We start from the raw sequence: 19,458 nt of genomic DNA, 5'->3' as shown, positions 1-19,458 counted from the left end.
CGCCAGGACGATGAAGGCAAAGAATTCCTGCCGTCGCGTTGCAGGCCTGAATGCGGCCCCAGTTYCAGCCTTGGCACCATCGGACATCACGGTGACAGCTCCCGCGACTATGATTGGGCGCCTGTACCAACGTACCGGCCCACCGGATACCTTACATTCCTTCCAGGGAAGCTAGCGCCGCCTGTCGGCTCTTGTCGAGTTGTTTCATGCGGTCGATGGACCGCGTCGGACGCATGGATGGAAGAAACCGGCGTCCTTCGCTCAGCTGCGATAGGCCGGCTCTTCGAGGTCGAGGGTGCGCCTGATCGAGGCGAGGTGAAGCCTTGCCGATTCCGCGTCGCCTTCGCGCATCTGGCGATAGGCGGCTTCGGCGATCGCGGGCGCAACGGGCAGGACCTTGCGCCCGGTCGAGAGCGCCAGCGTCTGCACCTCGCAGGCGCGCTCGAGATAGTAGAGATCGTCCCAGGCCTCGGCGATCGTCGGAGCAAGCACCATCACGCCGTGGTGCTTCATGAAGACGATGTCGGCGTCGCCGATGGCGCCGGCAATGCGGTCGCCCTCGCTCTCGTCGAGCGCAAGCCCATTGTAATCGTGGTCTACGGCGGTCCGGCCGTAGAATTTCAGCGAGGTCTGGCCGGCGAAGATCAGCGGCTCGCCCTCCGTCATCGAGAGCGCGGTCGCGTAGGGCATATGGGTATGGAAGGCGACCCTGGCGCGGGGAAGCGCCTTGTGGATGCGGGCATGGATGTAGAAGGCCGTCGCCTCGGGCTGTCCCTCGCCAGCGACGACGTTGCCGTGGAAATCGCAAATCAGCAGCTTCGAGGCCGTCAACTCGCGGAAGGCCCAGCCATAGGGGTTGACGATGAAGAGGTCGTCATAGCCCGGCACCAGCGCCGAGAAATGGTTGCAGATGCCTTCCTCCAGCCCATGGCGCGCCGCCATGCGGAAGCAGGCGGCGAGATCGGCGCGCGCCTCCCAGACGGCGTCGGCGTCGAGGGCGGGCTGGTTCGGGCCGGGCTCCCTGAAGGGGGCGGTAGAGCCGGGTGTGAGGGAGTGGGCCATGCGGGAGCTCCGGATCGGCAAGCGGCAGGTGCGACGGGTGTTGGTCAGGCAGGGCGCAGGCGCTGCCGCGTGATTGCGGCATGGAAGCGTGCGCCATGGATGAGGCCGGCGTCGTCGAAGTCGTAGCAAGGATTGTGCAAGGGCGCCGAGGGGCCATTGCCGACGAAGGCGAAGCAGCCCGGCACATGGTCGAGGAAACGGGCGAAATCCTCCGAGCCGGTCATCGGCTCGCGGGCGGTGGCGACATTCTCCGCGCCGAACACGCCTCTCGCGGCAGTCAGGGCTTCCCCCGCCAGCGCCTTGTCATTCACCAGCGGCACGAATTCGCGCGTATAGGTCACCTCGGCCGAGACGTTGTAGGCAAGCGCCGTTCCGTCCGTGATGATGCGCATCTGCTTCTCGATCTCGGCGCTGACCTCCGGCCGGAAGCTGCGGGCATCGCCGAGGATGCGGGCGAGGCCAGGCAGGGCGTTGCGCGTGCCGTCGGTGATGAGTTCGGTCACCGAGACCACGCCGATATCGGTCGGGCTGAGCCGCCGCGACACGATGGTCTGGAAGCTGGTGACGAGCGCGCAGGCGGCGATCAGGGCCTCGTTGCCGACATGCGGACGCGCCGCATGGCCACCGATGCCCTTGAGCACGATCTCGAAATTGTCCTCCGCCGACATGATCGAGCCGGCGCGTGTCTGGAACTGACCGACCGGCAACCCCGGTGCATTGTGCAGCCCATAGATCTCCTCGAAGGGAAAACGCTCCATCAGCCCGTCGGAGAGCATGGCGAGTGCGCCTCTGCCCCATTCCTCGGCAGGCTGGAAGAGGAAGCGCACGGTCCCGTCGAAGCCGCCCTCGCTGGCCAGCAACTTTGCCGCGCCAAGCAGCATGGCGGTGTGCCCGTCATGGCCGCAGGCATGCATGGTGCCGGGCGTTTGCGAGCGATGGGCGTGCTCGGCCTGCTCGCTGATGCGCAGCGCGTCCATATCCGCCCGAAGCGCGATGGCGCGGTTGCCGCTGCCGCGCTTCAGCGTGCCGACGACACCGGTGCCCCCGATGCCCTCGGCCACATCGTCGAGGCCGAACTCCCTGAGCTTGGCCGCGACGAAGGCGGAGGTTCGCTTCTCCTCGAAGCCGAATTCGGGATGGGCGTGCAGGTCACGCCGCCACCCCGTCATCTCGCGTTCGAGGGCGTTCGGGTCGAGCGTGGTCATGTCTCTCTCCACCATCGTGAAGCCGGGGGGCGGCCGCCGGGCGAACTGGCCTGGCGATCAGTCATGCGTCTCGCCGTCATAGAGCGTGGCGCGCATCGAGGGGCGTTCCGAGAAGGAGCGATACCAGTGGGCCAGCCGTGGCCGGCCAGGCTCGAAGGCGGGCAGCGCGCGGAATTCCAGCCATGAAAGGGCGGTCGCAAGCGCGATATGGCCGACATGGAGTGGCGCGTCGAAATCCGCCTCGCGTTCGAGATAATCGTAGGATTCGACGAGTTTCGCCGTCATTCCCTCCGCCAGGGGCGCATACCGCAGGGCCTCGGGGCGGCGTACGGTTTCCCAGCGCAGCGCAATGCCAGCGTCGCACAGTCCCTGGGCGAGCGCCTGCAGGCGAAGCGCGGACCATCTTGCCCGCCCACCCTGCGGAATGAGCCGGCTGCCGCCGTCGAGGCTCGCGAGATAGTCGCAGATCACGATCGAATCGAAGATCGCCTCGCCATCGGGGAGGACGAGGACGGGAACCTTGCCGAGCGGGTTGACCGCGAAGACGTCGTCGTTCCGGTTGGTCGGGCTCGTCTCCTGGTGGACGACGCGCAGCTGTCCGGCGAGACCCGCTTCATGGGCAAAGACCAGGACCTTGCGCGCATAGGGCGAATGAGTCTGGTAGATCAGGTCCATGGTTCGCGTCAGCTCTGATGCCGTACTCATTTGCGTGCCTTGCCAAACGGGATGATGAACCGGACTCGTCGAGAGCGCAGTCATGGTCTGCCTCCAACGGGCGCGCTTTGCGGCACTGCGAGGGATGCGAAACTCATGTGCGCAACCGCGGAGCGCTGGCTGCGACGCCGATGAGCAGCGTTGCGACGACCAGGAAGGCAATGGGTAGGCTCGCGACTTGGGCGATGGCACCGATTGCCGCGGGGCCGACAAGGATGCCGGCATAGCCCAGTGTCGAGATCGCGGGCACGGCGATATGCTCGGGCATCGCGTTCTGTCTGCCGATCGCCGTGTAGAGAACCGGCACGATATTCGAGCAGCCCGCCCCGACGAGCGCAAAGCCGGCGAGGCCTGCCAGCCAGGATGGTGCAAGCGTTGCGAGCACGAGACCTGCCGCTGCGCAGAGGCCGCCCCAGACGATGATGCGCTGGGGGCCGAGGCGGTGCACGAAGCGGTCGCCGGTCAGCCGGCCGATCGTCATGGTGCTGGCGAAAGCCGCATAGCCAAGTCCCGCATAAGCGGCATCGACCCGGCGCAGATCGGTCAGGAAGACGGCACTCCAGTCGAGCATGGCGCCCTCGGCCAGGAAGACGACGAAGCAGAGCACGCCGATGAAGAGCACGATGCCGTGCGGAATGGCGAAGGCCGGGCCTTCGCCCTTGCCGGCATAGGGCAGGAGCCCCGAGGCCGCCCAGGCCATCGCGGCAAGGAGGATCGCGACGACGACGAGCGTGGCGAGGAGCGGCGTCGCACCCAGCATCAGGAGCCCGCTGGCCCCGGCCGCTCCGGCGATGCCGCCGAGACTGAAGAGACCGTGAAAGCCGGACATCATGCTGCGCCCGCTGGCTCGCTCGACGATCACGGCCTGGATGTTGATGACGCAATCCAGCGAACCGATTCCGGCTCCGAAGACGAACAGTGCCAGGCCGAGCAGCGGCAGGTGCGCGGCGGTCGCGAGAGCCGGGAGCATGAAAGCGACGAGCAGCACCGCGCTAATCAGCACGCGGCGGCAACCGAACCGCGAAGCCAGCGCACCCGATAGCGGCATGGCCAGGATCGAGCCGGCGCCGAGGCAGAGCAGCAGCAATCCGAGCGCGCCATCGTCGAGAGCCATGCGCAGCTTGGCATAGGGCACCAGGGGTGCCCATGCGGCGATGCCGAGCCCGGCAACGAAGAAGGCGATGCGGGTCGCGGCCTGCTCCGCCCATCCCGGCGCCTTTCCGGCCTCGATGGCGATGCGCGCGTTCATCGTCGCATTACTGGGCGGCTCGTGCCGGCAGGCCGGTCAGTTCGGCATAGCGTTCGGGATCGGTCGCGCCCTCGGTATTGATGACGAGAACGCGGGAGGTCGCGTCGAGGCCAAGCTGCTTCCTGACGGTGGGATCAGCCGCAACCCGGATGACGCCGGCCAGGCCGACACCGCCGCTTTCGCCGGAGACGATGGCGGGGTCCTTGCCGGCGGGGCGCGCCAGCCGGTTCATCACCGCGATGGCATCCTCGTCCTCGACGGTCATGAAGCCGTCGGCGACGCGAGACAGGACACGCCAGGCGATAGGCGAGGGCTCATAGCATTCGAGCATCGCCATCACGGTCGGTTCGCCATGGACGACTTTGACCGGATGGCCGGCCTTCGCCGTCTCGAAGATGCAGGCCGCGCGCGCAGGGTCGACCACCACAAAGACGGGACGCTGGTCGCCGAGTGCATTGGCGAGATAGCCCGCAGCCGCAGCGGCAATGCCGCCGACGCCTGCCTGCACGAAGACATGCGTGGGCGGCTCGGCGAGTTCACGCAGTGCTTCGCGGATGATCACGGTATAGCCCTGCATCACCAGCCCGGGGATGCGTTCATAGCCTGGCCAGGAGGTATCGGAGACGACTGTCCAGCCCTCCTTCTCCGCGACGCGGGCGGCTTCCGTGACCGAGTCGTCATAGGTGCCCTCGACCCGGATCATCGTCGCGCCGAAGCGGGCGATCGCCGCGACACGTTCGTCGCTGACTCGGGCATGCACGAAGATCGCGGCCCTCGCCCCGGTGAGCTGGGCGCCCTGTGCGACCGAACGGCCGTGATTGCCGTCAGTGGCGCAGGCGACCGTCATCCCCGCCGCTACGACCCGGACCTCGGGGCTGTTCAGCTCGGCGATATCGACTGGCCGCCCGAGCTTCCTGCTCGCCTCCTCCAGCACCAGCCGGAAGACGGCATAGGCGCCGCCAAGTGCCTTGAAGCTGCCAAGGCCGAGGCGATGGCCTTCGTCCTTGACGTGGATCGCACGGACCCCKAGCTCGGCGGCCATGGCTGGCAGGGCATGCAGCGGTGTCTCGACGTGGTTCTCGCGATAGCTCAGATGGCGCTCGACATCGGCGGCCGCGGCGATGCTCAGGGTCTCGGCATCGATCGGATCGAGCGGCTTGGCACGGTCGGGGTGGTGGTTGGGAAGAAACATCGCCGCTCCTGCGCGCTGGTACAACGAATGGATATTGCAATCATGGCGAAAAGACCGCTGTGTTTGGTCCCCTGAAATGCAAGTTTGTTTCGTTGGGCGCTCCTCTTGACCCGATCCCCTTCGCCAGCAGTCACGCTGGACARTTTCGACCTCGCGATCCTGCGCATCCTGCAGCGCGACAACACGACGCCGCAGCGTGTGATCGGCGAAGCGGTCAACCTGTCCGCGCCCGCCGTCCAGCGCCGGATCAAGCGCATGGAGGAGACGGGTGTCATCCAGGCCAATGTCGCGCTCGTCGATCCTGCCCGGCTCGGACAGGCGATCACCATCTTCGTCGAGGTGGAGCTGGAAAGCGAGCGTGCCGACCTGATCGACGCCGCCAAGCAGGAGTTCACCGCGGCACCCGAGGTGCAGCAATGTTACTACGTCACTGGCGAAGCGGATTTTGTGCTCGTCATCCTGGTRCCGAGCATGGCGGCCTATGAGGCGCTGACGCGCCGGCTCTTCTTCGGCAACAACAATGTCAGGAAGTTCCGCACCTTCGTCGCGATGGACCGCGTCAAGGTCGGGCTCGCGGTTCCGCTGCCGGAATAGTCTGCGGCAGACTCCGCTTGCCGAACGCCGCCATCCCGGATTTGGTGGGCCCTCCAGGGATCGATCGTGGGCGCAGCATGGTTTCGACGAGGCGCCGCAAGGCCGAGGGCGGGGACAGGGACCGGGAGGTGCTCAACCTTGCGGGTTACCTGCCCTATTTCCTGACGACGATCTCGAACACCTGGTCGCGCAGTTCGTCCCGCCTCTATCTCGATCTGTTCGGCGTCGGCGTCACGGAATGGCGCATCATCTCGCAGCTCGCGATCGAGCCTTGTATCGTGGCGCAGCGCATCTGCGAGGTCATCAGCCTCGACAAGGGGGCGGTCAGCCGCGCCGTGGCGGCGCTGGTTTCGGCCGGTCATGTCCGCGAACATGCGGATAGCCGCGATGCGCGCCGGCAGGWTCTGCAGCTGACGCAGAGTGGCTACGAGCTGCATGACCGCCTGATCGCGGTTGCCCTCCAGCGCGAGAACCTGATCCTGGCCGATTTCTCCCCCGAGGAGATTGCCGGGCTGACCGCCCTGTTGCGGCGGATCCATGCGCGGCTGCCCGAGCTGCGCGAATTTTCGCCTGATGATGTCACCGAGGCGGCGGCTGCGCGTCGTTGACAGGCGGCCGGCGGCAAGACTACCTGCGGCCAGGCAGGAGACCCCATGTCCAATTTTACCTTCGCGCCTCTCGCCATTCCTGGTCCCGTGCTGGTCCGGCCGCGACGTTTCGGCGATGACCGCGGCTACTTCATGGAAACCTATAGCCGCGAGCTTTTCGCGGCAGCTGGGATCGCGCCGGATTTCGTGCAGGACAACCAGTCGCTTTCGGCGCAGGTCGGCACCGTACGAGGCCTGCATTATCAGACTGCGCCCGCTGCCCAGGCCAAGCTCGTGCGCGTGCTCAAGGGCGCGATCTTCGACGTCGCAGTCGACCTCCGGCGCGGCTCGCCGCATTACGGGCGCTGGTGCGGTGCGCTGCTCGATGCGGACGGTGCCGAGCAGCTTTTCGTGCCCTGCGGCTTTGCCCACGGTTTCTGCACGCTCGAGCCCGGCACCGAGGTCGCTTACAAGGTCGACGCGCCCTATGCGCCGCAGAGCGAGGGCGGATTGTTCTGGGCCGATCCGGCGCTAGCCATCGACTGGCCAGTGGTCGCCGGGGCCGCGACACTGTCCGAGAAGGACACGAAACTGCCCGGTTTTGCCGGTTTTGCCAGCCCCTTCGTCTATGAGGGCGCCTGAATGACGCGGTTTCTCGTCACCGGCGGCGCTGGCTTCATCGGCTCGGCCGTGGTCCGGCATCTGGTCGCCGAGACGCCGCATCACGTGCTGGTTGTCGACAAGCTGACCTATGCGGGCAATCTCGACAATCTGAAGCCGGTCGAGACCAATCCGCGCTACGCCTTTCTGCAGGCGGATATCGGAGATCTCGCCGCGATGCGCGAGGCCTTTGCGTCATTCCGGCCCGATATCGTGATGCACCTTGCGGCGGAAAGCCATGTCGACCGTTCGATCGATGGGCCGGGCGCCTTCATCCAGACCAATGTCGTCGGAACCTTCGTGTTGCTCCAGGCGGCGCTCGACCATTGGCGAGCCCTGCCGCAGGACGCGAAGGCCAGCTTTCGTTTCCACCATGTCTCGACCGACGAGGTCTTCGGCTCGCTTGGCGCGGAAGGTCTGTTCAGCGAGACGACACCCTATCAGCCGACCTCGCCCTATTCTGCGTCGAAGGCCGCTTCCGACCATCTCGTGCGTGCCTGGCACCACACCTATGGGCTGCCTGTCGTGCTCTCCAACTGCTCGAACAATTACGGCCCCTATCACTTCCCCGAGAAGCTGATCCCGCTCGTCATCCTGAACGCGCTTGAGGGCAAGGAATTGCCGGTTTACGGCGATGGCGGTCAGGTACGCGACTGGCTCCATGTCGAGGATCATGCACGCGCGCTTTGCCTGATCGCGGTAACCGGACGCCCCGGCGAGAGCTATAATGTCGGTGGCAATGCTGAGCGCACCAATCTCGATGTGGTGCGCGCGATCTGCGGCATGGTCGACAGCCTCGCCCCCGACACCGCTATCGGCCCGCGCGACACCCTGATCCGGTTTGTCGCCGACCGGCCCGGCCATGACCGTCGCTATGCGATCGACGCTTCAAAGATCGCCCGCGAGCTCGGCTGGAGCCCGCAGGAGAGCTTTGAGAGCGGGCTGGAGAAGACCGTTCGCTGGTATCTCRCCAATCCGGATTGGTGGGGCCGCATCCGCAACGGGCTTTATCGCGGCGAGAGGCTCGGCCTCTCGTGAACGAAGCGCCGATCCTGCTTTTTGGCGCCGGCGGTCAGCTTGGCCGCGAGTTGACGGCGCTGGCGCATGAGCGTGGCGTTCCGCTCGTCGGGCTGGCGCGGGCTGACGGCGACATCACGGACCGTGCGGCTGTGGCAAGGGCCTTGAAGGCCCATCGCCCCGGCCTCGTGGTCAATGCTGCGGCCTTTACGGCGGTGGACCGGGCCGAGAGCGAGACGGTCGCTGCCTTCTCCGCCAATGCGGAAGGGCCCGCCATTCTTGCCGAGGCGACGGCCGAAGCCCGCATTCCGCTCCTCCATGTTTCGACGGACTACGTCTTCGACGGCAGCAAACCCGGGCCTTATGTCGAGAGCGACCCTGTCGCGCCGCTCGGTGCCTATGGTGCGAGCAAGAGCGAAGGAGAGGTCTGCATCCGGGCCCTGCAGCCGCACCATGTCATCCTGCGCACCGCCTGGGTCTACGGCGTCCATGGCGCAAACTTCCTGAAGACCATGCTGCGGCTTGCCGCAGAACGCGATGTCCTGCGCGTTGTCGCCGACCAACGCGGTTCTCCAACCGCGACACGCGACCTTGCCGAGGCGATCCTCGCCGTCCGCGCTGCACTGATGGGCGGCGCCGAGCCCTGGGGCACCTACCATGTTGCCGGGCAGGGCGAGACGACCTGGCATGGCTTCGCCAGCGCCATCATTGCCGAGCAGGCCCGTTTCACCGGGCGGAGCCCGATCGTGGACGCGATCACGACTGCGGAATTCCCGACACCGGCGCGCCGTCCCGCCAATTCGGTGCTTGATTCCGCCCGGTTCGCCGCGATCTTTGGCTATCGCGCAAAGCCGTGGCAGGAACGCATGCGAGAGGTCGTGGCCGCGTTGATGGCGCAGAGGGTCCCATGAAGGGCAGCTGGCTGAACTGGCGAAGCTGACGGGCAAATCGAGCTACGGGCAGTATCTGGCAAAACTGCTCTGATTGCGGGCCTTCCGGCTCATGAGGATATGGAGATCGGTATGACCTGGTCGGCACGGCAGTACACGAAATTCGAGGATGAGCGGACCCGCCCGGTTCGCGATCTGCTTGCCCAGGTCCCGACGGACGCCGTGGCAAGCGCGGTCGATATCGGTTGCGGTCCCGGCAACTCGACCGAACTTCTGCTGGCGCGTTTCCCGGACGCCGCGATCAGCGGGATGGATAGCTCTTCCGACATGATCGCGGCCGCCCGCAAGCGCCTGCCCGCGATCCAGTTCGAGGTTGCCGATATCGCCTCATGGCAGCCGGCCGCCCCCTATGACGTGATCCTGTCGAACGCCGTGCTGCAATGGCTGCCCGATCACGAAGTCCTGATGCCATCACTCATGGCCAAGCTTGCGCCGGGCGGCACGCTCGCCGTGCAGATGCCGGATAATCTCGACGAACCGGCCCATGTGCTGATGCGTGAGGTTGCCGCTGACGGGACCTGGGCCGGCAAGCTCGCCCCAGCGCTGCAGACGCGCGCGGCGCGCCATGGCGCTGACTGGTATTATCGGGCGCTGCGCGGCGGCACGACAAGGCTCGATATCTGGCGCACGACCTATCATCATCCGCTCGCCGGCGGGGCTTCGGCGGTGGTCGAGTGGTTCAAGGGCGCCGCCTTGCGTCCGCTGCTCGATCTGCTCGACGAGGCCGAGCGCGAAGCCTTCCTCGCACGCTATCAGGGTCTCATTGCGCAGGCTTACCCCGCGATGCCGGATGGCACCGTGCTGCTGCCCTTCCCGCGGCTGTTCATCGTCGCGACACGCTGAGGCGCGAACGGGGGCTTAGATCGTCTGACCGGAAGTCGGATCCGGTCCGACGATCTAACCCTTTGTGTTTGCATCGGCTTTCCCGAAAACCGCAATCCACTTTTCGGGTCGATGTTTTACGCGTAGCGCATCGCAGCTGCGCTGTGCATCCGCCGCAGCGCGGCGATGTCCAGTCCGGGCACGGCACCGTCGACAACCCGCCAACGCCCCGCGACCATGACACGATCGGCCCGGTTCGCGCCGCACAGCACCAGCGCTGCGACGGGATCATGCGCGCCGGAGAAGCGCAGCTCGTCGAGCCGGTACAGTGCCAGATCCGCCTGCATGCCGGGCGCGATCCGCCCGATATCGGAGCGCCCGAGGCATCGTGCCGAGCCTTCCGTCGCCCAGCGGATCACRTCGCGCGCAGTCACGGCGCTGGCACTCTTGTAGTGCAACCGGTTGATCAGCAGGGCGTGGCGCAGCTCTTCCATCAGGTTCGAGCCGTCATTGGAGGCTGAGCCGTCGACGCCGAGGCCGAGCGGCGAGCCGCCGGCCTCGAGTTCGCGTGTCTGGCAGAAACCGGAGGCGAGCACGCCGTTCGAGGTCGGGCAATGGCAGATGCCGACGCCGGCCCGGCCCAGCCGCTCGCATTCCTCGCAGGAGAAATGGATGCCATGCGCCAGCCAGGTCTTCGGCCGCATCCAGCCGGCATCCTCCAGAAGGTCGAGCGGGCGCTTGCCGTAGACCTGGAGGCAATAGGCCTCCTCATCCTGCGTCTCGGCGAGATGGGTGTGCAGCGGAGCATCGAAACGCGCGGCGAGTTCAGCCGATTTCGCCATCAGCGCAGGCGTGACCGAGAAGGGAGAGCAGGGCGCCAGCGCGATCTGGATCATGCTGCCTGGCTTTGGATCATGGAACAGCGAGAGCACGCGCTCACTGTCGGCCAGGATCGTCTCCTCGTCCTGCACCACAGCATCCGGCGGCAGCCCACCATCCTTCTGCGACAGATTCATCGAGCCGCGTGAGACAGTCATGCGGATGCTGAGCGCGCGCGCCTCGTCGACCGCGATATCGACCGCGCTCTCCAGCCCTTTGGGGAAGAGATAATGGTGATCTGCCGCTGTGGTACAGCCGGAGAGCAGCAATTCAGTGAGTGCGACCCGCACTGCGAGCCTGAGATCGTCGGGCGTCAGCCGGGCCCAGAGTGGGTAGAGCGCCTTCAACCAGGGAAAGAGCTCACGGTCGATCGCGGCCGGATGGGCGCGTGTCAGCGTCTGGTAGAAATGGTGATGCGTGTTGATCAGCCCGGGCAGCACGACATGATCGGAGGCATCGAATGTCTCGTCGACCGGCTGTGCCGGAGCGCTGCCGGCGGCCAGCAGTTCGACGATGGCGCCATGCTCGACCACCACGCCGCCGCCGGCGTCCTCGGCGACGATGCCGAGCGGGTTCCTGATCCAGAGGCGCATGGCCGCTCCTTGCGAACGAGGCGTGGACGTCGCTCTTCAGTAGTGGAAGGCGGCAGAGGCGAGGAATAGACCGAACGTCTTCCGGCACATCAAGGGGGCGGGCGCAGACGGCCTATGTCGGCTTTCGACAGGCGAAGGGCAGGAATGTGCTCGAGAGTCCTCCGTTGAGGGACATCAGAACAAGGATATTAGCCAGCTCAAGCTCCTTTCCGCTGCGTGGGCAGACGTCTGCCTGCGCCGTGCAGTTGGTCGCGAGGAAGGCATCGTGCCGCGCGAGGAACTCGTCGCTCAGTCCTGTCTTTCCCCGCTTGGCGATGGCCGCACCATAGGCCTCCTTGTACCGAACGCATTTCTGCGTGGTCCAATCGACGTCGCGTTGGGCCTGCGCCACGGCCTTGGGAGCTGCGCCCATGATCGTGGCCGACAAGGCGATCGCGGTCGCAGCTCGTCTTGAAAGAGAAGGCTTCATCGCATTCATGATTCCGAGATTCCCTGCCCAGGTCGATGACCTTGGGGGGGCAATTGGGGCGTTCCTGCGGCGTCGGATTCATGATGCCTTGGTACAGTCAATGCCAGGCGGCCGGCGTCGGCACGTGCGGACGAGAAGTCGGCGGCGCGCCGCGCTTCTCCTTGACGCCGCTGTCTTGATCCGCCATCGCTCCGGCGCATTCTGAACGGAGACCGACGATGAGCCTGACCGATCTCGCCGCCACCATCGATGCCGCCTGGGAAAACCGGGCAGAGATCGGCGTCAGCACCAAAGGGGCGGTGCGCGATGCCGTCGAGCAGGCCATCGAGATGATCGATTCCGGCCAGGCCCGCGTTGCCGAAAAACTGGGCGGCGAATGGGTGACGCATCAGTGGCTCAAGAAGGCCGTGCTGCTCTCCTTCCGTCTCAACGACAACAAGATCATCGCAGGGGGCCCGGGCGAGGGGGTGTTCTGGGACAAGGTTCCCTCGAAATTCGAGGGCTGGGGCGAGAATCGCTTCCGCGCCGCCGGTTTCCGCGTCGTGCCGCCGGCCGCCGTGCGCCGCGGCGCCTTCATCGCGCCGAACGTCGTGCTGATGCCGTCATATGTGAATATCGGCGCCTATGTCGATTCAGGCACCATGGTCGACACCTGGGCGACCGTCGGCTCCTGCGCGCAGATCGGCAAGAACGTGCACCTGTCCGGCGGCGTCGGCATCGGTGGTGTGCTCGAGCCGCTTCAGGCCAACCCGACCATCATCGAGGACAACTGCTTCGTCGGCGCCCGCTCCGAGGTGGTCGAGGGCGTGATCGTGGGCGAGGGTTCGGTGATCTCGATGGGCGTCTTCATCTCGGCCTCGACCAAGATCATCGATCGCGCCACCGGTCAGGTCCATATYGGCAAGGTGCCGCCCTATTCGGTGGTGGTGTCCGGGTCGCTTCCCGGCAAACCGCTGAATGACGGCACACCGGGCCCCTCGCTCTACTGCGCCGTGATCGTCAAGACGGTCGATGCCCAGACCCGCGCCAAGACCGGAATCAACGAGCTGCTGCGGGACTGATACGCGCTGAGACCCCGGCAGAGGCATAGCGCAGCCGGGGTCTCGTCAGCGGTAACGAATGGATCCCGGGCCTCGCTCTGGCTGCCCGGGATGACGTGGTCTCAAGGGTGTGTTTCAGCCCACGGGCGAGGGTGCTTCGCCGGCCGTCGGGGTTGCTGTCGCGCCGGGCGTCGAAGGATGTTCGACCGCCCCAGGCGAAGCCGAGATCGCGTCGCGCAGGGCTTGTTCGCGGGTGTGGTCGAGCGATGTCTTCAGCACCACGCCACCCGTGCCCTTGATCGCTTCCAGCACCTTGTCGCCGGTCATCTTGCGGATCAGCAGGAAGAGCGCGGCGTTGCCCGGCTGCAGACTGGTCGAGAGTTCTTTCATGAAACCGTCATTGACGCCGTAATCGGTCAACGCACCACCGAGTGCGCCGGACGCAGCGCCGATCGCAGCGCCGAACACCGGCATCAGGAAGATCGCGCCGATCAGCAGGCCCCAGAAGCTGCCCGAGACCGCCCCGAGCGCGGTGGTGTTCATGAGCTGGTTCAGCTTGATCTTGCCGCCCTCATGCATGACCGCGATCGCCGCGTCGCCGAGCTCGATCAGGTATTCCTTCTGCAGGGAGATGACTTTCTGGCGCATCTCCTCGGCCTTGGCCTCGGTCGGGTATACGATGACGACGAGATCGGACATGGGGCTCTCCTTTGGCGGGCAAACTCAACCTGCCGCGCGGCTGTGACAGAGTTGCGGCAATGCGAGATTGCGCTCCGGTTTAGCCTGCCGGCAACCCCGCCGGTTTGATGCTCGTCAAACGCGGACGAGGATGCTTGTCCCGCCCTATTCGCCTGCGATTTCCTTCGCAGCCTCGATGGCGCGGCCGCGCAGCGGCATTTCCTTCATCCTGAACAGGAAGAACAGGGCCAGTGCAAAGCCCGCGAACGTCGCTGCGAAGACATATTGGAACAGCATGATCATGGTGGCGCGGTCCGCCGTTCCGCTCCGTAGGGTCTCGGCCGTAACACCCGAGCCTGCCCCGATGCCGCCGAGGACGATCGCTCCGAATACGGCGACGATCAGCGCCCCGCCGATCTGGCGAAAGAAGTTCGCCGTCGCCGTCGTCGTGCCGAGCTGGTGCGGCTGGACGGCATTCTGGATCGAGACGGTGGCGACCGGCAGCAAGGTGCCGAAGCCGAGGCTGATTACCGCCAGCACGATACCGAAGGGGATGAGCGACATCCGGCCGGCGAAGGCGATCAGCAATGCGGTACCGATCAGGGCGATGCAAAGTCCTGCAACCGGTACGCGCTTGTAGTGCTTGAGGAGGGTCATTGCCCGTCCCGATGCGGTCGCGCCGATGACGGTGCCGCAGGTCAGCGGGATCAATCCCATGCCGGAATTGGCGGCCGAGAGCCCGGCGACCGTCTCGAAATAGAGCGGCAGATAGATGGTGAGCCCGATGAAGGTGCCCATGCCGAAGCCGGCGGCGATCGTGCCCATCCGCACCACCGGATTGGCCAGGATCGCGAGCGGGATCAGCGGCTCCTCTGCGGTCTTGAGACGCATGGCGAATGCGATCCAGAGCAGTGCCGACAGGCCGACCAGCCCGAGGATCGGCGCCGAGGCCCATGGATAATGCACGCCACCCCAGGAGAGCGCGAGCAGCAGCGTCACCGTTGCGCTCGTCATCAGCCCGGCGCCGAGGAAATCGAGTTTGTGCGGTCGCTCATGCCGCGGCAGGCGCTTCAGCGCCTTGTCGGTCATCAGGTAGGCGAAGAGCCCGAGCGGCAGGTTGATCCAGAAGATCACCGACCAATGCAGCGCCTCGGAGATCACCCCGCCGAGCACCGGTCCGAGCAGCGAGGAGGAGAAGAAGACGCTGGCGATATAGACCTGATATTTGCCGCGCTCCTTCGGCGGCACCATGTCGCCGATGATGGTCTGCGCCATCGAGATCAGCCCGCCGCCACCGAGCCCCTGGACGAAGCGCGCCACCACCAACAGCCAGAGGGACGATGCCAGTGCGCAGGCAACCGAGCCGACCATGAAGATCACGATGCCGGCGAGCAGCGTTACCCGCCGCCCATGGATGTCGGCGACCTTGCCGTAGAGCGGCGTCACCGCGGTCGAAGCCAGCAGATAGGAGGTCACGACCCAGGGCAGATGCGTAACGTCGCCGAGCTCGCGCCCGATCGTCGGCATGGCGGTGGCGACAATAGTCTGGTCCAGCGCGGCCAGGAACATGGCGAGCATGATGCCAATGATGATGGAGCGGATATCCGCTTCCGACAGAGCCGGCTTCTGCTCATCGGTCTCGACACGCTTGTCCATCGATCTGCAACGCCTGCCCTGTGTTTGGGGAATGGCGAACTGTAGGATTCCATTGGTCCATGCGCCAGCGGCGCGCGCGCAAGGCAGGGCTGTGAACCAGGGCGGTCACGGATTTGTGTCGTGCCGATTGCGCATAGAGAATAGGCAATGAGGTGGGCATGACCTGCGGCTGGCCTGGGACGTTGACCGCAACGGCGCTGTTCACACGGTGATGAAGGTCAAGCCGGGAGGCGACGCTGAGCGGTCGCGCAGCAGAAGCGGATTGCCCCTGCCAATCGGCCGCAAGCTCCGGCCGCCTGGCGTGCATGACGGTCATTCCAGCCAGGCCCGGCCGGTGACGGTGACAAGCGCGTGACGCCCGCCTATCGTAATATCCATGCTGCCATAGCGCCAAACATTCCGTCAGGTGGAGCTGGACGAGCCGCTCGCGAGGGCGATGCGCGCTGGCCGGGTTCGCCGCCAATCACGGTCGCCAGCTTCAGGGGCTGCGGCCGCCTCGCTGCCGTTCCCCGGACATCGCCTGTTCAGGGACGAGCATTACTCCCCCCAAAGCCCAGCCGCCGGAGACCGCACCATGTCGCATGCCCTGCAATTCTACATCGATGGCCAATGGGTCCAGCCGATGGGCAACAAGACCCTCGAGGTCATCGACCCCTCGACCGAGGAGGCCTTTGCCACCATCGCGCTCGGCACCGAGGCCGACGTCGACAAGGCGGTCGCTGCTGCACGCGCCGCCTTCCCGGCCTTTGCCGCGACGTCGAAGGCGGAACGCCTCGCCCTGATGCGCCGCCTGCTCGAGGCCTACAAGGCGCGCTATGCCGATATCGCGGACGCGCTGTCGCAGGAGATGGGTGCGCCGAAGGATCTGGCGCATCGTGCACAGGCCGGAATGGGCACCGCGCATCTCGCCAAGATGATCGAGACGCTCGAGAGCTTCGAGTTCGAGGAGCTGCGCGGCACGACGCTGATCGCCAAGGAGCCGATCGGCGTCGTCGGCATGATCACGCCCTGGAACTGGCCGCTGAACCAGATCATGTGCAAGGTCGCGCCGGCTCTCGCGGCGGGCTGCACCATGGTGCTGAAGCCAAGCGAGATCGCCCCGATGAACGCGATCATCTTCGCGGAGGTCATGCACGAGGCGGGCGTGCCGAAGGGCGTGTTCAATCTCGTCAATGGCGATGGCCCGACGGTCGGCGAGGCGATTTCGCGCCATCCGCAGGTCGATATGGTCTCGTTCACCGGCTCGACCCGCGCCGGCATTCTGGTCGCCAAGGCGGCAGCCGACACCGTCAAGCGCGTGCATCAGGAACTCGGCGGCAAGTCGGCGAACATCATCCTCGACGATGCCGATCTGAGCTATGCGGTGAAGCTCGGCGTCGAGAGCGTGATGCGCAACAGCGGCCAGTCTTGCAACGCGCCGACCCGGATGTTCGTGCCGGCGGAGCTGCATGACAAGGCGGTCGCAATCGCCAAGGCAACGGCCGAGCCGCTCAAGGTCGGCGCTGCTTCGGCGGAAGGCACCTGGCTCGGGCCGGTCGTCAGCGAGACGCAGTACAACAAGATCCAGGCACTGATCGAGGCCGGCATCAAGGATGGCGCCGATCTCGTCACCGGCGGTCCGGGTCGCCCCGAGGGGCTCAATCGCGGCTATTTCGTCCGCCCGACCGTGTTCGCCAATGTCACGGACGACATGACGATCGCGCGCGAAGAGATCTTTGGGCCGGTGCTCTCGATTCTGCCCTATCGGACGGAAGAGGAGGTCGTCACCCGCGCCAATGACACGCCTTACGGGCTTGCGTCCTATGTCCAGTCCGGTTCGCTGGAACGTGCCCGCAAGGTCGCGGCGCAGATGCGCAGCGGCAATGTCTACATCAACTACCCGGCCTGGGATGCTGGCGCCCCCTTCGGTGGCTACAAGCAATCGGGCAATGGCCGTGAATATGCCGATTTCGGCCTCGAGGAATTCCTCGAGATCAAGGGCACGGTCGGCTACGCCACGGCCTGATCCGGGCGGCTTGCCGCATCCCTTCCGGTTGAGGGGATGCGGTGAAGCCAAGATGGTGGATGCGGATCGAGATCGTGTCTCGATCCCGGCAGTCGGACGACGCGGGTCTCGGCTTGCATCTGGTCGTACAGGGGCGGCTTCGGCGTCCAAGCCTCTGTGAGAGTTGCCCCGGCGAGCCCCTGTTTGCCAAAAGGGGCGTGTGCATCACTGCGCACGCCCTTTCTCGTCTCTGCGCGGCATGGAAGGCGCATTCCGCTCCCGCTGTTGAGGCCGTGCACCAATGATCCTGAGATGGCGCGCAATCGACGCGCCTCCGCAAGCAGCCGGGCAGTGAAGCGCTCGTTGGCAAATGCTCTGCGGTCTTGACCCAGGGCCAACCAGTCGGGAGCGGCGTGCTGCGCTTTGGGAGAGGTTCTCGAAGATCTGCTTAGGGTGGGCTGGTTAGTAAAGGTGCCGCCGCTGAGCGCTTTCCAGGAAGTCGGTCAGACCCCGCCACTCCCGAGCATGGCGATCATGGCGACGCTTCAGTGGTAAATTTATGCGCCGTATGCAGGTTTATCTACGCTATAAGATCACCGAGAGTGCGAAATAACATCACAATTCGCGGTTGATATATTTTCGTCGGAGAACGTGCCGTAATTGTGCGTGTCGATTATTTATCAGGATTCGAAATATTCCGGGCGCCGGACGCTTTCGACTCGATGCGGCCATGTGATGTGAATGGCTGTTCAAATTCCCGAATGAAATAGGTTACTAATTTCTTGACAATTTTATGAATTCCCTTGCGGAATGCATTTGCTATTGGGCGTTGAAGACCCAGGGGGGCGCATGCGGCCGCTACGAAGTTATCCTCGTGCCATCACGGGGCTGGCGGCCTTGTCGACGGTGAGTTGGTTTGCGCTTGGCGTGACGCCGTCACTGGCTCAAACAGCATGGCAAGGCGCTTCTCCCGACTGGCATACAGCGTCGAACTGGTCGCTGGGGGCCGTTCCAACTGGCGCTACGACAGTGACCATCGGCTCTGGCTCGCTGATTGCGCCGTCCATTACTGCTGCCGGGGCGTCCGCAAACCTGCTGCACATTGGCGCGATCGGCATGACATCATCGCTGACGGTGTCGCCCGGCGGCTCGCTCACCGCGGCCGCAACGACCGTCGCAAACCTCGCCGGAGAGGTGGGATCGGCCAACCTGATCGGCGGGGCCTGGTCCGGCGACTACCTCTATGCCGGCTACAGGGGCCAGGGCAGCTTCGCCGCTTCGGGCGGTGCGGCGGCAAATTTTGCGGCTTTCGTGACGACCGGCTCCTTCGCCGGCTCTGCCGGAACGATCACGCTCTCGGGAGCAGGGACCACCTGGTATAATGGCAACGGCCATATCGTCGGCGAATCCGGGCAAGGCACCTATCAGGTTCTCGCCGGCGCCAAGGCCGATGACCGTGCGATCACCGCCGGCTACAACGCGACGGGTGTGGGCGCGGTCACCGTCAGCGGCGCTACCTGGAATATCCGCGGCACGTTGATGGGTGGCTACGCGGGACGCGGCGATATCGTTATCTCCAATGGCAGTTCGGCTGCGGTAACGGTCAATACGAATTTCGGCGAGTTTGCGTCCGGCCGGGGTTCGCTCACCATCGATGGCGCCGGCACAAAGCTGAAGGTCGGGGGCTATTCGGTCTTTGGCATGAGCGGCCAGGGCAGTGGCCTCGTCTCGAACGGAGCTGTTGTCCAGACGAACCAGGGCATCCTCGCCTGGCAAGCTGGCTCTCGCGGCGATTTGAGAGTGACGGGCGCGAATTCCCAGTGGCTCGGCACCACCTACCTGATGGTCGGGAATCTCGGCGTCGCCGAAGCAACGATCGACAATGGCGGCACCGTGCGTATCGATGACGGCCGCGGCATGCTTGTCATCGCCAACAGTGCCGGCTCGACCGGGACCGTCAATATCGGTGCAGCGGCAGGAGCAGTCGCCCGCGCTCCCGGCTTCATCGAGGTGGCGGAAATCCGCCTCGGACGCGGCTCCGGGCGGCTCGTGTTCAACCATACCGCTTCGAATTATACGGTTGGCGCAACGATTACCGGCACTGGAG

Annotated in this window: 17 protein-coding genes and 1 pseudogene; 9 read left to right on the top strand and 9 right to left on the bottom strand. The window is 65.4% G+C overall.

Annotated elements, in window-relative coordinates:
* Positions 1-261 precede the first annotated feature (261 nt).
* The 5 genes from AC1D34_RS17150 to AC1D34_RS17130 form a co-directional block, all read right to left on the bottom strand.
* Positions 262-1,062 carry an aldolase gene (locus tag AC1D34_RS17150; protein ID WP_476824812.1) on the bottom strand — a complete coding sequence of 267 codons (801 nt, stop codon included), beginning with the start codon at positions 1,060-1,062 and terminating at the stop codon, positions 262-264.
* Positions 1,063-1,106: 44 nt separating this feature from the next.
* Entirely contained in the window at positions 1,107-2,267 is a 1,161-nt protein-coding gene (locus tag AC1D34_RS17145) for a M20 aminoacylase family protein (RefSeq protein WP_476824811.1), read from the bottom strand.
* Positions 2,268-2,324: 57 nt separating this feature from the next.
* Positions 2,325-2,942, bottom strand: a complete 618-nt coding sequence (locus AC1D34_RS17140; RefSeq protein WP_476824813.1) for a glutathione S-transferase family protein — start codon at positions 2,940-2,942, stop codon at positions 2,325-2,327.
* Between the two features lie 133 nt (positions 2,943-3,075).
* Positions 3,076-4,230 (bottom strand): MFS transporter, encoded by a 1,155-nt coding sequence (locus AC1D34_RS17135; RefSeq protein ID WP_476824810.1) that lies wholly within the window; start codon positions 4,228-4,230, stop codon positions 3,076-3,078.
* A 7-nt stretch (positions 4,231-4,237) separates the two neighbouring features.
* Positions 4,238-5,422, bottom strand: a complete 1,185-nt coding sequence (locus tag AC1D34_RS17130) for a diaminopropionate ammonia-lyase (RefSeq protein WP_476824809.1) — start codon at positions 5,420-5,422, stop codon at positions 4,238-4,240.
* 105 nt (positions 5,423-5,527) lie between these two features.
* Between AC1D34_RS17130 and AC1D34_RS17125 the strand changes: the two genes are divergently transcribed.
* The 6 genes from AC1D34_RS17125 to tam all read left to right on the top strand — a co-directional run bounded on the left by AC1D34_RS17125 (position 5,528) and on the right by tam (position 10,073).
* Positions 5,528-6,016 carry an Lrp/AsnC family transcriptional regulator gene (locus AC1D34_RS17125; RefSeq protein ID WP_476824808.1) on the top strand — a complete coding sequence of 163 codons (489 nt, stop codon included), beginning with the start codon at positions 5,528-5,530 and terminating at the stop codon, positions 6,014-6,016.
* A 77-nt stretch (positions 6,017-6,093) separates the two neighbouring features.
* Positions 6,094-6,624, top strand: a complete 531-nt coding sequence (locus tag AC1D34_RS17120) for a MarR family winged helix-turn-helix transcriptional regulator (protein ID WP_476824807.1) — start codon at positions 6,094-6,096, stop codon at positions 6,622-6,624.
* Between the two features lie 45 nt (positions 6,625-6,669).
* Positions 6,670-7,245, top strand: a complete 576-nt coding sequence (gene rfbC, locus AC1D34_RS17115) for a dTDP-4-dehydrorhamnose 3,5-epimerase (protein ID WP_441490393.1) — start codon at positions 6,670-6,672, stop codon at positions 7,243-7,245.
* Entirely contained in the window at positions 7,246-8,301 is a 1,056-nt protein-coding gene (gene rfbB, locus AC1D34_RS17110; protein WP_476824806.1) for a dTDP-glucose 4,6-dehydratase, read from the top strand.
* Positions 8,298-9,191 carry a dTDP-4-dehydrorhamnose reductase gene (gene rfbD, locus AC1D34_RS17105; protein ID WP_441490391.1) on the top strand — a complete coding sequence of 298 codons (894 nt, stop codon included), beginning with the start codon at positions 8,298-8,300 and terminating at the stop codon, positions 9,189-9,191. The genes rfbB and rfbD overlap by 4 nt, the downstream gene beginning before the upstream one ends.
* 111 nt (positions 9,192-9,302) lie before the next feature.
* On the top strand, positions 9,303-10,073 hold the full coding sequence (gene tam, locus AC1D34_RS17100; protein ID WP_441490390.1) for a trans-aconitate 2-methyltransferase: 771 nt from the start codon (positions 9,303-9,305) through the stop codon (positions 10,071-10,073).
* 116 nt (positions 10,074-10,189) lie between these two features.
* Here tam and AC1D34_RS17095 read toward each other — a convergent pair whose 3' ends face one another.
* Positions 10,190-11,524, bottom strand: a complete 1,335-nt coding sequence (locus AC1D34_RS17095; RefSeq protein ID WP_441490389.1) for an 8-oxoguanine deaminase — start codon at positions 11,522-11,524, stop codon at positions 10,190-10,192.
* A 112-nt stretch (positions 11,525-11,636) separates the two neighbouring features.
* Positions 11,637-11,993, bottom strand: a complete 357-nt coding sequence (locus AC1D34_RS17090) for a hypothetical protein (RefSeq protein ID WP_441490388.1) — start codon at positions 11,991-11,993, stop codon at positions 11,637-11,639.
* 218 nt (positions 11,994-12,211) lie between these two features.
* On the opposite strand from AC1D34_RS17090, the gene dapD reads away from it, so the two are divergent.
* Positions 12,212-13,054, top strand: coding sequence for a 2,3,4,5-tetrahydropyridine-2,6-dicarboxylate N-succinyltransferase (gene dapD / locus AC1D34_RS17085; RefSeq protein ID WP_043242272.1), 843 nt, complete (start codon positions 12,212-12,214; stop codon positions 13,052-13,054).
* A 114-nt stretch (positions 13,055-13,168) separates the two neighbouring features.
* Here dapD and AC1D34_RS17080 read toward each other — a convergent pair whose 3' ends face one another.
* A complete protein-coding gene (locus tag AC1D34_RS17080; protein ID WP_441490387.1) occupies positions 13,169-13,732 on the bottom strand; it encodes a DUF1269 domain-containing protein in 564 nt (187 codons plus the stop codon).
* A gap of 144 nt (positions 13,733-13,876) precedes the next feature.
* Positions 13,877-15,367 (bottom strand): MDR family MFS transporter, encoded by a 1,491-nt coding sequence (locus AC1D34_RS17075; RefSeq protein ID WP_476824805.1) that lies wholly within the window; start codon positions 15,365-15,367, stop codon positions 13,877-13,879.
* A 574-nt stretch (positions 15,368-15,941) separates the two neighbouring features.
* Here AC1D34_RS17075 and AC1D34_RS17070 point away from each other — a divergent pair.
* The gene (locus AC1D34_RS17070; protein WP_441490385.1) at positions 15,942-17,372 is read left to right on the top strand and encodes an aldehyde dehydrogenase family protein; all 1,431 of its coding nucleotides are present in this window, start codon (positions 15,942-15,944) and stop codon (positions 17,370-17,372) included.
* Positions 17,373-18,380: 1,008 nt separating this feature from the next.
* Positions 18,381-19,458, top strand: a pseudogene (locus tag AC1D34_RS17065) (hypothetical protein); the annotation flags it as partial.

The organism is Allobosea sp. P1_A7 (assembly GCF_056406775.1).
This window is presented reverse-complemented; position numbering and strand designations above follow the sequence as displayed.

Excerpts from the sequence above, each read along its gene's own strand:
- AC1D34_RS17150 (WP_476824812.1), bottom strand. The coding sequence starts at position 1,062 with ATGGCCCACTCCCTCACACCCGGCTCTACCGCCCCCTTCAGGGAGCCC.
- AC1D34_RS17145 (WP_476824811.1), bottom strand. The coding sequence starts at position 2,267 with ATGACCACGCTCGACCCGAACGCCCTCGAACGCGAGATGACGGGGTGG.
- AC1D34_RS17140 (WP_476824813.1), bottom strand. The coding sequence starts at position 2,942 with ATGGACCTGATCTACCAGACTCATTCGCCCTATGCGCGCAAGGTCCTG.
- AC1D34_RS17135 (WP_476824810.1), bottom strand. The coding sequence starts at position 4,230 with ATGAACGCGCGCATCGCCATCGAGGCCGGAAAGGCGCCGGGATGGGCG.
- rfbC (WP_441490393.1), top strand. The coding sequence starts at position 6,670 with ATGTCCAATTTTACCTTCGCGCCTCTCGCCATTCCTGGTCCCGTGCTG.
- tam (WP_441490390.1), top strand. The coding sequence starts at position 9,303 with ATGACCTGGTCGGCACGGCAGTACACGAAATTCGAGGATGAGCGGACC.
- AC1D34_RS17090 (WP_441490388.1), bottom strand. The coding sequence starts at position 11,993 with ATGAAGCCTTCTCTTTCAAGACGAGCTGCGACCGCGATCGCCTTGTCG.
- AC1D34_RS17080 (WP_441490387.1), bottom strand. The coding sequence starts at position 13,732 with ATGTCCGATCTCGTCGTCATCGTATACCCGACCGAGGCCAAGGCCGAG.
- AC1D34_RS17075 (WP_476824805.1), bottom strand. The coding sequence starts at position 15,367 with ATGGACAAGCGTGTCGAGACCGATGAGCAGAAGCCGGCTCTGTCGGAA.
- AC1D34_RS17070 (WP_441490385.1), top strand. The coding sequence starts at position 15,942 with ATGTCGCATGCCCTGCAATTCTACATCGATGGCCAATGGGTCCAGCCG.